Raw genomic sequence first — 13,477 nt, forward strand, 5'->3', positions numbered from 1 at the left:
GAGCCGAACGGGCATCCGTCGACGAGAGGCAGCACCGCAATGACCATGACCCCCGACCAGGCGCGCTGGTTCGCCGACATCGCCGGCCGCATCGTGGCCAACGTCGAGCAGGTCCTCCTCGGCAAGAGCTACGTGATCCGCCTGAGCCTCACGGCGATGCTGAGCGAGGGGCACCTGCTGCTGGAGGACGTGCCCGGCACGGGCAAGACCTCGCTCGCCCGCGCGCTCGCGCAGAGCATCCGCGGCACCACGACGCGCGTGCAGTTCACTCCCGACCTGCTGCCCGGCGACATCACGGGCATCACCGTCTACGACCAGCGCTCGGGCGAGTTCTCCTTCCACAGGGGGCCGGTCTTCGCGACGATCGTGCTCGCCGACGAGATCAACCGCGCCTCGCCGAAGACGCAGTCGGCGCTCTTGGAGGTCATGGAGGAGGGGCACGTCACCGTCGACGGCGTCGAGCACGAGGTCGAGGCCCCGTTCCTCGTCATCGCTACCCAGAACCCCATCGAGCAGGCCGGCACCTACCGCCTGCCCGAGGCGCAGCTCGACCGCTTCATCATGAAGACCGCGATCGGATACCCGGATCACTCCGCGACCGTGCGCATCCTCGACGGGGCGGGCGGCCCCCGAGCCTCGAAGCTCGAGCCCGTCGTCGGCCTCGACGTCGTCCGCGACCTCATCGGCGCGGCCCGCACGGTGCACGTCGACCCCGTCATCACCGACTACGTCGCCCGGCTCGTGGAGGCGACGCGCGCGCACGAGGACGTCCGGCTCGGCGCGAGCGTGCGCGGGGCTCTCGCGCTCGTGCGCTGCGCGAAGACGTACGCCGCGGTCGAGGGGCGTCACTACGTCATCCCCGATGACGTGAAGGCGCTCGTCGAGCCGGTGCTCGGGCACCGGCTCATCCTCGACCCCGAGGCGGAGTTCGACGGCGTGACCGCGTCCTCCGTCATGGGGCAGGTGCTGCTCGAGACCCCGCCGCCGAGCGATCGGGTCGCCGTGTGACCTCACGCACCGTCGAGCACTCCAGGCGCACCGCGACGCGCGGCCGCACCGAGGAGCGCGCGCACCGCGGCGTGGAGGAGGGAACTCTCACCTCAACGGTGACGACCGCGCGCACGCGCATCGTCGGCACGCGGACCGGCGTGACGGCGGATGCCCTGGTCGCCGCCGTCCGCATCGCTCGCGCCCTGGGCGCGGGCCTCGATCGCGTGCGCCGCGCCGCCTCGGCGGTCGTCACGCCCGTCGGGTGGACCCTCGCCGCGATCGCCCCGCTCGCGCTCCTCGCCGGGTACCTGTGGGGCTGGCGCGAGCTCGTCGTCATCGGCGTGGCGGCGGCCGCTCTCGCCCTCGTGGCCCTGCTGTACCTGATCGGTCGCACGCCGCTCGTCGTCGAGCTCGTGACGCCCCCGAGCCGCATCGCGGTCGGCGATGCCGCCCTCGCCCGGCTCGCGGTCACGAACTCCTCGCGCCGACGCGCCTTCGGGGTGTCCCTCGACGTGCCGGTCGGGCAGGGGATCGTGCCGGTGGCCCTCCCCGGCCTCGCGCACCGCGCCCGGCTCGACCGCGACATCCCCGTGCCCACGACGCGCCGCGGCCGTCTCGTCCTCGGTCCGGTCCGCACCGTGCGGGCGGACCCGATCGGCCTCGTGCGACGCGAGGTGACCTTCACCGAGCCCGTCGAGATCATCGTCCACCCGCGCACGATCGACATCCCGTCGACCTCCAGCGGGCTCGTGCGCGATCTGGAGGGCCAGCCCACGCGCGACCTGACGCCGAGCGATCTCGCCTTCCACGCGCTGCGCGAGTACACGCCGGGTGACGATCGGCGGCACATCCACTGGAAGTCGACGGCGAAGACCGGGACCTTCATGGTGCGCCAGTTCGAGGAGACACGGCGCAGCCACCTCGTCGTCGCGCTCAGCATCGCGAGCATCGACTTCGCTTCCGACGCCGAGTTCGAGCTCGCGGTGAGCGTCGCGGGAAGCCTGGGCGCCCGCGCTATCCGCGACGCGCGCGAGGTCTCGGTCGTCGTCTCCGAGCTCACGCCCGAGTTCGCCAAGCGCACCGTCGTCGCGACGCGCGACCTCTCCACGATCGCCCCGCACCGCCTGCTCGACGATCTCGCCCTCGTCGACCTCAGTCCCGCGGCGCTCGGCGTCGTCGACGTCAGCCGACTCGCCGGCGGCAGCGCGCGCGGCGTCTCGGTCGCCTTCCTCGTCATCGGCTCGAGCGTGCGACCGGCGCGGCTGCGCACGGCGGCGGCGGCCTTCCCGCCCTCGGTCGAGGTCGTCGCGATCCAGTGCGACCCCGAGCACGTGCCGGGCCGCAGGCGCCTCAGCGGGCTGAGCGTCGTCACGATCGGCTCGCTCGCCGACCTGCGCCGCGCGATGCGGGGGGCCGAGCAGTGGTGAGCGGTCGGCCCTCGCGCTCCGCGGTGACGTCGCGTCCCGGCGGAGGGCGAACGCCTCGGCCCCGGCCGGCACCCCGCGCCGCGCCGCCCCGCTCCGCGATCCTCGCCTCCGCGATCGTCTTCACCCTCCTCGCCTGGGCGCTCGTCGCCGTCGCGCTCTGGCCCGTGTACCGGGCCGCGCCGTACGTTCTCCTCGCGGTCATCGCGATCGCCGCGGGCACCGCGATCGCGGCAGCCGGTGCTCTGTTGCGCTGGCCGGCGTGGGGCGGCATCCTCGCCTCCGTCGCGGTGCTCACGATCGTCGGCGTGCCTCTCGCCGTGCCGGAGCGCACCGTGTACGGCATCCTGCCGGAGCCCGCGGGGCTCCTCGAACTGGCCTCGGGGATCGTACTGGGCTGGCGCCAGCTCCTGACGATCGATCTGCCCGTCGGGTCGTACCAGGCCCTCCTCGTGCCCGCCCTCGTGCTCCTCTACGTCGGCCCGCTGCTCACGGCGTCGATCGCTCTGCGGACCCGCCGCCCCGCGCTCGCGACCGCGGTGCCCGCCCTCGGGTTCGTCCTCGCCATCGCGCTCGGTCGCGACGATCGGCCGCTCCCTCTCAGCATCGCGGCAGGGCTCGGAGTCGTCCTCATGCTCTGGATCGCGGTTCTCCGGCGCCATCGCCGGACCGAGTCGCTCCGCGCGGGCGGCGCGGCGAACCCGGTGGATGCCCGCGGCGCCGTCGCCCGCGCGTTCGCCTCCGCGACGGTGCTGCTCCTCATCGCCGTGGGCGCGGGCGTCGCGGCCGCCGACGCGCTCGCCCCGCCCGCGGATCGCGTGGTGCTGCGCTCGATCGTCGAGCGGCCCTTCGATCCGCGCGACCTGCCCAGCCCCCTCGCGGCGTACCGCTCCGCGTTCTCCCTCGACCGGGCATCCACGATCGCTCTGCGGGTCTCGGGCGCGCCGGCGGGCTCGCGCCTGCGCGTCGCCACCCTCGACAGCTACGACGGCGTGGTCTTCGCGGTCGGCAGCTCGGAGGTGGCGGCGGCGTCGGGGCGCTTCGTGCGGATCCCGACGGAGCGCGAGGTCGAGACGCCGGGCGAGCGCGCGACCATCCGGATCGAGCTGCTCGAGAGCACCGGCAGCTGGCTCCCGACGGTCGGCGAGTTCCGCGGAGTGCGCTTCGCGGGCGATGACTCCGCCGACCTGCGCGACCGCGTGCGCCTCAACGCGACGACCGGCACGGCCGTGCTGATCGGCGGCGCCGCACCCGAGACCGTCTACGAGCTCGACGCCGTCGTGGAGGAGGAGCCGAGCATCCGCCTCGCCGACAGCGCGCCCGGCGCCACCGCCGTGCCCGGCATCGCCGCCGTCTCGGAGGACGTCCGGACCTGGCTCGATGGCGTGACAGCGGGCGTCGACGGCGCGGGCGCGCGGCTGCAGGCCGCGCTCGACGCGATCCGCGAGCAGGGCTACATCTCGCACGGGGTGGACCCCGACGAGCCGGCGAGCCGCTCCGGACACTCTCTCGACCGCATCGGCGAGCTCGTCACCCGACGACCGATGGTGGGCGACGCCGAGCAGTACGCCGTGCTCGCCGCGCTCGTCGCCCGCGAGCTCGGCTTCCCGTCGCGCGTCGTGCTCGGCTACGGGCCGCTCGACGGCGAGGAGGCGAGCCTGCGCTCCGACCAGCTCACCGCGTGGATCGAGGTCGACGTCGCGGGGGAGGGCTGGGTACCCATCGACGTCATGCCGCCCGAGCGGGAGATCCCGCCCGCCGAGCCGCAGGAGCCCGTGCCGGTGTCGCGGCCGCAGAACGCCGTTCAGCCTCCCGCCGAGGTGCCGCCCGTAGCCGACGAGCAGGCGCCCCCGGAGATCGAGCCGGGGGAGCGGCCGGACGAGGATCCGCTCCTCGCCCTCCTGCCCGCCATTGCGCGGATCGGCGGCATCGTCCTGCTCGCCATGGCGCTGATCGCGGCGCCGTTCGTGGGCGTCGTCGCGGCGAAGGCGGGGCGCCGGAGGCGGCGACGGCGCGCCGCGGACCCGACCCTGCGGATCCTCGGCGGATGGCGCGAGCTCACGGACGCCGCCGCCGACCACGGCCTCGACATGCCCGTCGGCGCGACCCGGCGCGAGGTCGCGGGGATCATCGGCCAGCCGCAGGCGGGCGTGCTCGCCCGTGTCGCCGATCGGGTCGACTACGCGCCCGAGCCGCCGCAGCCCGGGGAGGCCGACCGGGTCTGGACCGCCGTGGACGCCGTGAGAGCCGGTCTCGATGCGGGCCGCCGCCGCCGCGACCGGTGGCGCGCCGCGCTCTCCGTGCGCTCGCTGCGCCGGTATCCTGGCCGCTCGAGCACCGAGCCGGGGAGGCGAGCGCCGTGATCTGCCAGCACTGCGGTGCCACTCTCCCTCCCATCGCCATGTTCTGCGGCGAATGCGGGCGCTCGGTCGCCGCGCGCGGACCTGTCGTGCCTCCCGTGACGCTGAGCTCGACGGCGATGCCGTTCTCGGCGAGCGAGCCGCTCTCCATCACGCCCGCGACGCCGCCCGAGCCCGACGAGCCGCCGCTCGCCCCGCCGGCCGTCGCGTCCGTCCTGCCGGGCGTCGCCTCCGTCCTGCCGGTCGACGGCGGCCCGCGTCGGGCGGAGGTCGCGCAGGCCGCCCCGAGCGGCTGCTCCCGCTGCGGCACGCGGCCCGAGCCCGGCGACCTGTTCTGCGGCACGTGCGGCGAGGCGCTCGCGCCGGTCCCGATCGTGGGGCAGGAGACGATCGCGAGCCCGGCCGCGGTGAGCCCGGCGTCGGTGAGCGCGACCTCGGCGCCCGTCCCGATGCCAGCGCCCGCGGCCACCCCGGCCCCGGCCCCCCCGCCAGCGCCCGCGGTCGCCCCGGCCCCGAGACCGGCCCCGCTCGTGTCGTCGCCGCCCGAGTCCACTCTCGAGCCCGACACCGAGAACACCCGTCTCGTCCCGCGCGGCTCCACCGGAGCCCGTTTCGTCCTCCAGTTCTCCACGGGCGAGAGCTACACGGTCCTCGGCTCCGGCATCATCGGCCGCAACCCGAGCCCCGAGCCCGGCGAGGCGGTCGACCACCTCGTGACGATCGTCGACCCGGGTCGCTCCGTGTCGAAGTCGCACCTCGAGTTCGGTCAGGACAACGGGGTGTTCTGGGTCAGCGATCGCCATTCGGGCAACGGCTCTGTCATCCGCGAGCCCGGCTCCGAGCCCCGTTACTGCGAACCCGGGCGCCGGTACCGCGTGGTGCGCGGAACGCGCATCGACATCGGCGAGCAGTTCGTCGTCGTGAGCTGACCGGGGCGCCGCTCCTCCCCAGCGCGGTCGCCCGCCACCTGGCTCCACGAGCTCGTTCCGGCCCGTCCGTCATTCGTGTCGTCCGCGCTTGACTCCGTGCATGACCGCGCTCGTCATGCCCCCGCTCCCCGCCCCGCCGTCGCCCCCTCCGCGTACGCCGTTCCCGGTGATCGCCGTCATCGCCCCGGCGATCGGCGCCGTGGTGATCCTCCTGATCACCGGCTCGGTCTTCGTTCTCGTGTTCGCCGCGCTCAGCCCCCTCATCGCGATCGCGACCGCGCTGGACTCCCGGCGCACCGCCCGTCGTCACGTGCGCGACGAGGCGGCCCGCTTCGATCGCGACTGCAGCGCATGGCTGGCCCGGGTGCCCGAGCTGCACGCCCTCGAGCGTGCGCGCGCCGACGCCGCGCATCCGCCCGTGCACGAGCGCGTCCGCGCCCGCGACCCGGGTGTCACGCCGGAGGCGCCCGTCCGGCTCGGGGTCGCCCCGGCCCCGAGCGCGATCGCGCCGGAGAGGCCGCCGGTGCTGGAGGACGGGCCGACCGCTCAGCGCCTCGCCGACCTCGTCGCGCAGGCCGCGACCCACCCGGCTCTCCCCGTCGTCGTCCCCGCCGGCCCGGTCCGCGTGATCGGTCGGGGGAGGGCCGCGGATTCGATCGCACGACTCGTCGATCTGCATCCCGGCTGCTCGGTCGAGCGCGTTCCCACGGAGGCCGCTCCCGTCCGGTCGGGGGAGTCCGCGTCGGCGTCCGTCGACCTGATCGTGGAATCGCCCACGCGTGCGCGCCTTCGCCTGCCGGATGGCCGCGAGCGCCTCATCCGCCCCGAGGGCGCCACGCGTCGCGAGCACGCCGCGATCGTCGATCGCCGTGCGACGGCGACGCCCGCGCTGCCCGAGTCCCTGCGCTGGGCGGCGCTCGTCGCGCCGGTGGCGTCGCCCGCATCGGAGTCCTCGGGGGCGCCGGCGCTCCGGGCGCCCGGCGTCATCGGGGTCGATGCTGAGGGGCTCGTCGAGCTCGACCTGCTCGGCGACGCCCCGCACGCTCTCGTCGGCGGCACCACGGGCAGCGGCAAGAGCGAGTTCCTCCGCACGGTCGCCCTCGCATGGGCGGCCGGCGGCGCCCCCGCCGAGCGATCGATCCTCCTCGTCGACTTCAAGGGCGGGTCCGCCTTCGCGGAGCTCGCCGCCCTCCCGCACGTGTCGGGCCTGCTCACCGATCTCGACGCGGTCGCCGCCGAGCGCGCGCTCCGCAGCCTGCGCGCGGAGATCCGGCGGCGCGAGACGGCCCTCCTCGAGCACGGGGCGCGGGACATCGGCGAGCTGCCGCCCGCGGCCCTTGCGCGACTGCTCATCCTCGTCGACGAGTACGCCGTCCTCGTCGAGAGCTTCCCCGAGCTGCAGGCCCTCGTGGCCGATCTCGCTGCCCGCGGGCGCTCGCTCGGCATCCATCTCGTCCTCTGCACGCAGCGACCCGGCGGCGTGGTCCGCGATGCGGTCGCCGCGAACTGCGGCATCCGGCTCGCGTTCCGCATGGCCAGCGCGTCCGATGCCGTTGGGCTCCTTCCCGGTCCGCCCCCGCCGGACGGGTCTCCCGCCGGGCGGGCGGTGCTCGCCGTCGCGGGTCGATCGCGCGCCGTCCACATCGCCACGATCGCCCCGGCGGACATCGAGGCGGTCGCCGCTCGATGGGCGGCGGCCCCGCGAGCCGCGCGGCCCTGGCTCCCGCCCCTCCCGGCCCGCGTCACGCGCGCTGAGGCGCGGGCGCTCGACGCGGAGACCGGGGCGCCGAGCGCGCTCGCCGCGCCCGACCCCTGGGCGCCGGTGCCGCAGGGGGATGCGCCCGCCGCCTCGACCCCGCCGCTCCGGCTGGCACTGGGTGCTGTCGATGATCCCGATCGGCAGCGTCGCGTGCGTGGCGAATGGGATCCGCAGCGCGACGGCGCGCTGCTCGTCGTCGGCGCGCGGGGGAGCGGAGCGGCGGAGGCCCTCGCGATGATCGCGCGCAGCGCGGGGGAGGCCCAGTGCGACGTCGTGGTGCTGCCTGCGGGGCTCGCCGACGCGCTCGGCGTGCTCGCGGAGCTCCGCGACGAGCTCGACGGAGCGACCGCGCAGGCCGCCGCCCCTCCTCGCCCGCTCGTGCTCATCGCCTCGGAGATCGACGCGCTCGTCGCCGAGGCGGGCGACCGAGCGCTGGACGTCCTCGACGCGCTCGACGCGATCGATCGCCGGCTCCGCCGACGGGGAGGCTCCCTCGTGGCGAGCTGCTCATCGGTCCTGCGCGCCCGTTCCGGCGTCGTTGGCCGCTTCGACTCGGTGCTCCTGCTCCGGGCCGCCTCGCTCGACGATCATCGTGCCGCCGGTGGCGCACCGGGAGACTTCGATGCCGCGGCCCCGCCCGGTCGCGGACGCTGGCGGGGCCGGGCGGTGCAGCTGATCGAGCCGGAGGGCCCGCCCCCCGGGCCGCGCCTGCCCGAGGTTCCGCTCTGGCGCCCGACCCCGGGGCGTCCGACCGCGGTCGTCTCGCCGCGGCCCGCGGTCACCGCCGATCGCCTGCGCCGCGCGGGAATCGCGGTCGCGACCGATCCCGCCGTGCTGTCCAGTGCGGTCAGCATGCCGCCCTCGGGCTCCACCGAGTCGCCGCATCCGCCGCCGCCGCACCCGCAGCCATCGGATCCGACGTCATCGCGCCTGACGCCGCCGCACCCCGCGTGGATCGTCGTCGCCGACGCCGAGTCGTGGCAGGCCGCATGGGCGGCGCTCGCGCTCGCGCGACGCGAGGGCGACGTGGTGCTCGTCGACGCCGGCGAGAGCGACGCGCGCGCCGTGCTCGGCGCGCGCGCGAGCATCCCCCTCCGCGACGAGGGAGCGCAGGACGAGGTCATCGTGGTCGACGGGCGCCGTCCGATCCGCGCGCGATGGGAGGCGCTGCGCCTCGGGGCCGGTCGCGACGTGTGACCCGGCCAGCCCCGCGCGGGCGGGGCCGGCCGGGTGCGGCTCAGGCGAGCGCGCTCGCGAGCTCGATCGAGTCCAGCCCGTGGGCCGCGCCGACGGGCTCGTTGGTGACGCTGCCGTCGTGCGTGTTGAGCCCCAGGGCGAGGGCGGGGTCGGCGCGGAGCGCGTCGCGCCAGCCACGGTTCGCGATCGCGCGGACGTACGGCATGGTCGCGTTCGTGAGGGCGTGCGTCGAGGTCGACGGCACGGCGCCCGGCATGTTCGCGACGCAGTAGAAGATGCTGTCGTGCACCGTGAAGGTCGGCTCGGCGTGCGTCGTCGGCCGCGAGTCGGCGAAGCAGCCGCCCTGGTCGACGGCGATGTCGACGAGAACGCTGCCCGGCTTCATGCGCGAGACGAGCTCGTTGCTGACGAGCTTCGGCGCCTTCGCCCCGGGGATCAGCACCGACCCGATGAGCATGTCGGCCCGCACCGCGGCGCGCTCGATCTCGTAGCCGTTCGAGGCGATCGTCTGGACCCTGCCGGCGTAGAGCGCGTCGAGCTCGCGCAGGCGCTGGATGTTCGTGTCGAGCACGGTGACGCGCGCGCCGAGGCCGACGGCCATCGCCACCGCGTTCGTCCCGGCGACGCCGCCACCGAGGACGACGACGTCCGCGGGGTGGGTGCCCGGGACTCCGGGCACGAGGAGCCCCGGCCCGCCGTTGGGGCGCATCATGGCGTTCGCACCGACGATGGGGGCGAGTCGGCCCGCGACCTCGCTCATGGGGGCGAGGAGGGGGAGCGCGCGCGAGGGCAGCTGGACGGTCTCGTAGGCGATCGCCGTCACGCGCGAGTCGAGCAGCGCCTGCGTGAGCTCCTTCTCCGCGGCGAGGTGCAGGTAGGTGAACATCACCATGCCGGGGCGGAAGTGGGCGTACTCGGAGGCGATCGGCTCCTTGACCTTCAGCAGGAGCTCCGCCTCGCCCCACACGGCGGCGGCGTCGGCGACGATGCGCGCGCCCTGCGCCGCGTACTCGTCGTCGGTGATGGAGGAGCCGAGTCCGGCGCCCGCCTGCACGATGACCTCGTGCCCGTTGGCGACGAGATCGTGCACTCCGGCCGGCGTGATCGCGACCCGGTACTCGTTGTTCTTGACCTCCGCGGGAACCGCGATTCTCATGTTCTCTCTCCTGTGTCGGCGAGCGTCGTCCCGGGTCACATCGCCACGGTGCGCTGCGGCATCAGCGTAGCGTCACGGGGCGATGGATTCCGCACGTTTTTTCGCCCGGATGTGCTGATTTCGTGAAGATTGTGTTTCAGAATGGACGAATCGGGCCGCACATGGTGCGATGCCGGAAGCGGTGTGCCAGTATCGACCCACCGTCACAGAACCCGAGTACACCGTCGTACCTGATTCGCGTTAGGAGCAGCGCCATGCACCGTCCGCTTCCCGAAGACCCGATGATCCGCAGCCTCATCGCGCAGGCCAAGCGGGCGCAGATCAGCCGCCGCGCCATGCTGGCCGGCACCGGCGCGGGCGCCACGGCACTGGCTCTCGCAGCGTGCTCGACCGGCTCCGAGGAGGTCTCGCCCGCCGAGGATCAGTCCGAGAGCGACAAGACGCTCAACTGGGCGAACTGGCCGCTCTACATCGACGAGGACGACGACGGCAACTACCCGACGCTCCAGCGCTTCCAGGAGGAGTCGGGCATCGAGGTCAACTACCTCATCGACGTCGACGACAACAACTCCTACTTCGCGAAGGTCCGCGACCAGCTCGCCCTCGGTCAGGACATCGGGGCGGACACGGTCTGCCTGACCGACTGGATGGTCAACCGCTGGATCCAGCTCGGGTACACGCAGGAGCTCAACAAGGACAACATCCCCAACGCGGCCAACCTCGTCGCGAGCCTGCAGGACCCTCAGTTCGACCCGGGCCGCGTGCACTCGCTGCCGTGGCAGGGCGGCTTCGCCGGCATCTGCTACAACACCGACGAGACGGACGAGGTGCGCGCGGTGAGCGACCTCTGGCGACCCGACCTCAAGGGCCGCGTCGGTGTGCTCTCGGAGATGCGCGACACGATCGGCGTCATCATGCTCGAGCAGGGCGTCGACATCTCGGGCGACTTCTCGGCCGACGAGTTCAACGCGGCGCTCGACGTCTTCCGCGAGCAGGTCGAGTCCGGTCAGATCCGCAACGTCCGCGGCAACGCGTACTCGGAGGACCTGGTCAACGGCGACACCCTCGCCGCGATCTGCTGGTCGGGAGACATCACGCTGCTCAACTACGAGGCCGGCTACGAGAAGTGGAAGTTCGTGCTGCCCGAGGGCGGCGCGACGCTCTGGAACGACAACTTCCTCATCCCGATCGGCTCGCCGCGCAAGACGAACGCTGAGAAGCTCATCAACTACTACTACGAGCCCGAGGTCGCGGCGGAGGTGGCGCTCTGGGTGAACTACATCACCCCCGTCGAGGGCGCGAAGGAGGCGGCGCTCGCGATCGATCCTGAGGTCGCCGAGAACCAGCTCATCTTCCCGAATGCCGAGACTCTCGCGAACGCGAAGATCTTCCGCGGGCTCACCGCCCAGGAGGAGAACGAGTTCCAGTCGTCGTTCCAGAGCATCCTGCTCGGCTCGTAGTCCGACTCCACCCCACTCATCCGAAGGAGCACCACCGAGGTGTCCATCAGCGCTGTTCCGCAGTCGGGATTCGCCGAGGCGGGTGCCGACCTGGAACTGGTCGGCATCACCAAGCGGTTCCCCGGCTTCACCGCCATCGAGGACCTGGATCTGCGCATCCCCGCCGGATCGTTCTTCGCCCTGCTCGGCCCCTCCGGCTGCGGTAAGACGACGACCCTGCGGCTCATCGCCGGTCTGGAGGAGCCCACCGCCGGGCGGATCCTCATCGGCGGGAAGGACGTTACGGCGACGAAGGCCTTCCAGCGCCCCGTCAACACGGTGTTCCAGAGCTACGCGCTGTTCCCGCACATGACGATCATCGAGAACGTCGCGTTCGGGCTGAAGAGGCGCAAGATGGCGAATGCGGATGCTCTGGCTCACGAGGCGCTGCGTCTCGTGGAGCTCGACCACGTGTCGTCCCGTAAGCCCTCCCAGCTCTCGGGCGGTCAGCAGCAGCGTGTGGCGCTCGCCCGCGCGATCGTGAACCGTCCTGCGCTGCTGCTGCTCGATGAGCCCCTCGGCGCTCTGGATCTGAAGCTGCGCCGCCAGATGCAGATCGAGCTCAAGGGAATCCAGGACACCGTCGGGCTCACCTTCCTCCACGTGACGCACGACCAGGAGGAGGCCATGACTATGGCCGACACCGTCGCCGTCATGAACAAGGGCGTCATCGAGCAGATGGGCGCGCCGCAGGAGCTCTACGAGCTGCCGCGCACGGCCTTCGTGGCGACCTTCCTCGGTCAGTCGAACATCATGTCGGGCCAGGTCGTCAGCGCGACCGGCTCGTCGATGGTCGTCGATGTCGCGGGCAACCGCGTCGAGGTTCCCCGCGACCGCGCCTCGCGCCACTCGGGCGAGGTCGCGATCGGCGTCCGCCCGGAGAAGGTGACCCTGCACGCCACCGAACCAGCGCGCGATTCCGGCCGTAACATGGTCGGCCCCGGGCGCATCACCGACGTGTCGTTCAGCGGAGTCAGCACGCAGTACGAGGTGAGCTCGCCCGTTTTCGGCCTCTTCACCGTGTTCGCGCAGAACACGAGCATCTCCCGCATGCACCGCGACGGCGACCAGGTCTGGATGACCTGGGACGTCGGGCACACCTTCGGGCTCGCGGACGAGCCCTCGGAGCTTCCCGCGCACCGGTTCGACGACGACACCGACACGAGCATGATCGCGACGCAGCGCCGCGAGCAGCTCGAGGCGGAGCTGGAGGGGGCCTGACCCATGGCCTTCGGCGCATTCGCGACCGCCACGACGGCGGCCGAGCCGGTAGCCCGCAGGAAGAGCCCGATCGCTCTTCTGCTCCTGCTGCCCGGGCTCCTCTACCTCGGACTCTTCTTCCTCGTCCCGCTGTTCTCGCTCGTCATCACGAGCCTTCAGCAGCCCGACCCGGTGCTGTTCGGCCAGTTCGAGAACGCCTTCCGCTGGGAGAACTACGTCACCGTTCTCGAGCAGTACTGGCCGCAGACGATCCGGGCGTTCGGATTCGCCGCGCTCGCGACGCTCTTCGCCCTGCTGATCGGGTTCCCGCTCGCCTACTTCGTCGGCATCACGCTGCGTCGCTGGCCGCTCCTGCAGGCGCTCGCGCTCGTCCTCGTCATCGCCCCGTTCTTCATCTCGTTCCTGCTGCGCACCATCGCGTGGAAGCAGCTGTTCTCGGACGAGGGCCCGATCGTCGGCTTCCTGCAGGCGCTCGCGATCCTTCCGGGGGATGCCGCGATCACGGGCTCGGCGTTCGCGGTCGTCTTCGGCCTCACCTACAACTTCATCCCCTTCATGACGCTGCCGATCTACACCTCCCTCGAGCGGCTGGACCTGCGCTACGTGGAGGCGGGCGGCGACCTGTACGCGAGCCCCCGGTCGACGTTCTTCCGCGTGACGCTGCCGCTCGCGGCCCCCGGCATCATGTCGGGAACGCTGCTGACGTTCATCCCCGCCGCGGGCGACTACGTGAACGCGAGCCGCGAGTTCCTCGGCTCCACCGATACGGCCATGATCGGCAACGTCATCGAGGCGAACTTCCTGGTGCTGCAGAACTTCCCGGCCGCCGCCGCGCTCTCCCTCGTGCTGATGGCCGCGATCCTGATCCTGGTGAGCGCGTATGTGAAGCGCAGCGGAACGGAGGACCTGCTGTGAGAGGCTTCGGGAAGTACGCGATCTGGA

The 13,477-nt window shown here is 73.0% G+C and carries 9 protein-coding genes and 1 pseudogene; 9 read left to right on the forward strand and 1 reads right to left on the reverse strand.

What is annotated here, in order from left to right:
- Positions 1-39: 39 nt before the first annotated feature.
- The 6 genes and pseudogenes from ASC54_RS09650 (at position 40) to ASC54_RS09670 (ending at position 8,659) form a co-directional block, all read left to right on the forward strand.
- On the forward strand, positions 40-1,008 hold the full coding sequence (locus ASC54_RS09650; RefSeq protein ID WP_055898625.1) for a MoxR family ATPase: 969 nt from the start codon (positions 40-42) through the stop codon (positions 1,006-1,008).
- Complete coding sequence (locus tag ASC54_RS09655; protein WP_235451443.1) at positions 1,005-2,417, forward strand: DUF58 domain-containing protein; 1,413 nt, start codon at positions 1,005-1,007, stop codon at positions 2,415-2,417. The genes ASC54_RS09650 and ASC54_RS09655 overlap by 4 nt, the downstream gene beginning before the upstream one ends.
- Positions 2,418-2,440: 23 nt before the next feature.
- Complete coding sequence (locus ASC54_RS09660; RefSeq protein WP_082515029.1) at positions 2,441-4,777, forward strand: transglutaminase domain-containing protein; 2,337 nt, start codon at positions 2,441-2,443, stop codon at positions 4,775-4,777.
- A pseudogene (locus ASC54_RS13275) lies at positions 4,774-4,839 on the forward strand (zinc-ribbon domain-containing protein); the annotation flags it as partial. The gene ASC54_RS09660 and the pseudogene ASC54_RS13275, both read left to right, overlap by 4 nt.
- 33 nt (positions 4,840-4,872) lie before the next feature.
- On the forward strand, positions 4,873-5,703 hold the full coding sequence (locus ASC54_RS09665) for an FHA domain-containing protein (RefSeq protein WP_156376811.1): 831 nt from the start codon (positions 4,873-4,875) through the stop codon (positions 5,701-5,703).
- Positions 5,704-5,803: 100 nt separating this feature from the next.
- Entirely contained in the window at positions 5,804-8,659 is a 2,856-nt protein-coding gene (locus ASC54_RS09670) for an FtsK/SpoIIIE domain-containing protein (protein WP_055898631.1), read from the forward strand.
- A gap of 40 nt (positions 8,660-8,699) precedes the next feature.
- Here the strand turns inward: ASC54_RS09670 and ald are convergent, their stop codons facing one another.
- Entirely contained in the window at positions 8,700-9,815 is a 1,116-nt protein-coding gene (ald, locus tag ASC54_RS09675) for an alanine dehydrogenase (RefSeq protein WP_055898633.1), read from the reverse strand.
- Positions 9,816-10,069: 254 nt separating this feature from the next.
- Here ald and ASC54_RS09680 point away from each other — a divergent pair, with 254 nt between their 5' ends.
- Genes ASC54_RS09680 through ASC54_RS09690 form a run of 3 tightly spaced genes read left to right on the forward strand, consistent with a single transcriptional unit; the run spans position 10,070 to position 13,450 of the window.
- Positions 10,070-11,275: a PotD/PotF family extracellular solute-binding protein gene (locus ASC54_RS09680; RefSeq protein ID WP_055860457.1), complete on the forward strand. Its 1,206-nt coding sequence runs from the start codon at positions 10,070-10,072 to the stop codon at positions 11,273-11,275.
- Positions 11,276-11,320: 45 nt separating this feature from the next.
- Positions 11,321-12,535, forward strand: a complete 1,215-nt coding sequence (locus tag ASC54_RS09685) for an ABC transporter ATP-binding protein (RefSeq protein ID WP_055862034.1) — start codon at positions 11,321-11,323, stop codon at positions 12,533-12,535.
- A gap of 3 nt (positions 12,536-12,538) precedes the next feature.
- Complete coding sequence (locus ASC54_RS09690; RefSeq protein WP_055860460.1) at positions 12,539-13,450, forward strand: ABC transporter permease; 912 nt, start codon at positions 12,539-12,541, stop codon at positions 13,448-13,450.
- The last annotated feature ends 27 nt before the right edge of the window (positions 13,451-13,477 follow it).

Source organism: Yonghaparkia sp. Root332 (genome assembly GCF_001425665.1).
In the GTDB taxonomy this organism is placed as follows: Bacteria; Actinomycetota; Actinomycetes; order Actinomycetales; family Microbacteriaceae; genus Microcella.

Bases quoted from the DNA above. Each gene is read 5' to 3' on its own strand.
- ASC54_RS09650 (WP_055898625.1), top strand. From the start codon at position 40: ATGACCATGACCCCCGACCAGGCGCGCTGGTTCGCCGACATCGCCGGC.
- ald (WP_055898633.1), bottom strand. From the start codon at position 9,815: ATGAGAATCGCGGTTCCCGCGGAGGTCAAGAACAACGAGTACCGGGTC.
- ASC54_RS09670 (WP_055898631.1), top strand. From the start codon at position 5,804: ATGACCGCGCTCGTCATGCCCCCGCTCCCCGCCCCGCCGTCGCCCCCT.
- ASC54_RS09680 (WP_055860457.1), top strand. From the start codon at position 10,070: ATGCACCGTCCGCTTCCCGAAGACCCGATGATCCGCAGCCTCATCGCG.
- ASC54_RS09690 (WP_055860460.1), top strand. From the start codon at position 12,539: ATGGCCTTCGGCGCATTCGCGACCGCCACGACGGCGGCCGAGCCGGTA.